Below are 1,137 nucleotides of genomic sequence, written 5' to 3' on the forward strand. Positions count from 1 at the left end.
GACCAAAAGTATATGAATCGCGAGGATGTTTTTATGCATATTTTTTCTCAAATTCAATTGGACTCATATAATTTAGTGTCGAATGAATTCTTTTTGAGTTGTAAAAAGTAAGAATGTATTCCATAACACTGAACATTGCTTCATCCCTTGTTTTGTAGTCACAATGGTGAATTAATTCTTTTTTGATAATACTATGAAATGATTCTATACACGCATTGTCATAACAGTTTCCTTTTCTACTCATGCTTGTTTGAATTCCTTTTTCTTTAAGTAATGTCTGATATTCTATAGAAGCATATTGACTTCCACGGTCTGAATGATGAATCAGTCCTTTTCTTGGTTCTTGTATTGTACATGCTTTTCTAAAGGCTGATAACACAAGATCTTTAGTCATTCTTGAAGACATTGACCATCCAATAATTCTTCGTGAAAATAAATCCATGACTGTTGCTAAGTATAGCCAACCTTCTCTCGTGTATATGTACGTTATATCTGCGACCCAAACACTTCCTAATCCGGATACTTTAAATGATTGGTTTAATATATTGGGATATACAGGAAGTTGATGTTTGGAATTTGTTGTAGCCTTATATTTCTTTTTTGTTATTGATTTAATACCTAATTCATTCATTATCTTACTGACTGTTCTTTGTGTGACCGTACATCCTTTGCTTCTTAGTACTTGTGTAATTTTAGGACTACCATAACGTTTTTGACTTTGAATATAAATTTGATAAATATGTTTTTTCAATACATCATGTCTAATTGTACGTTTACTTGGTTTACGATTCTTCCAACCATAATAGCCACTTTTTGAAACACCTAACACTTCACACATCTTTATAACACGAAATTCATGTCGGTGTTCTTCAATAAACCTGTATATTACTTCTGGTCTTTGGCAAAGATGTGCATAGAGCCTTTTTTAATATCTTATTTTCTTCTTCTAGCTCTTTTAATCTTTTTTGTAGATCAACTTCAGACTGTTTCTTAGGGGTACGTCTACCACTACCAACAAATCCTTTTTCACCTTCTTTACGATAAACACTTAGCCATTTGGTTAATGTTTGAATAGGGATGTCTAAATCTCTTGAAACTTCTGTTGCTTTTCTACCAGATTCTACTAACTGAATTGCT

The 1,137-nt window shown here is 32.0% G+C and carries 1 pseudogene; it reads right to left on the reverse strand.

Features of this window, described 5'->3' with window-relative positions:
• Positions 1-31 precede the first annotated feature (31 nt).
• Positions 32-1,137: pseudogene (locus LQ668_RS12230) on the reverse strand (IS3 family transposase); the annotation flags it as partial.

Origin of the sequence: Mammaliicoccus sp. K-M42, assembly GCF_022386375.1 — a bacterium.
In the GTDB taxonomy this organism is placed as follows: Bacteria; Bacillota; Bacilli; order Staphylococcales; family Staphylococcaceae; genus Mammaliicoccus; species Mammaliicoccus fleurettii.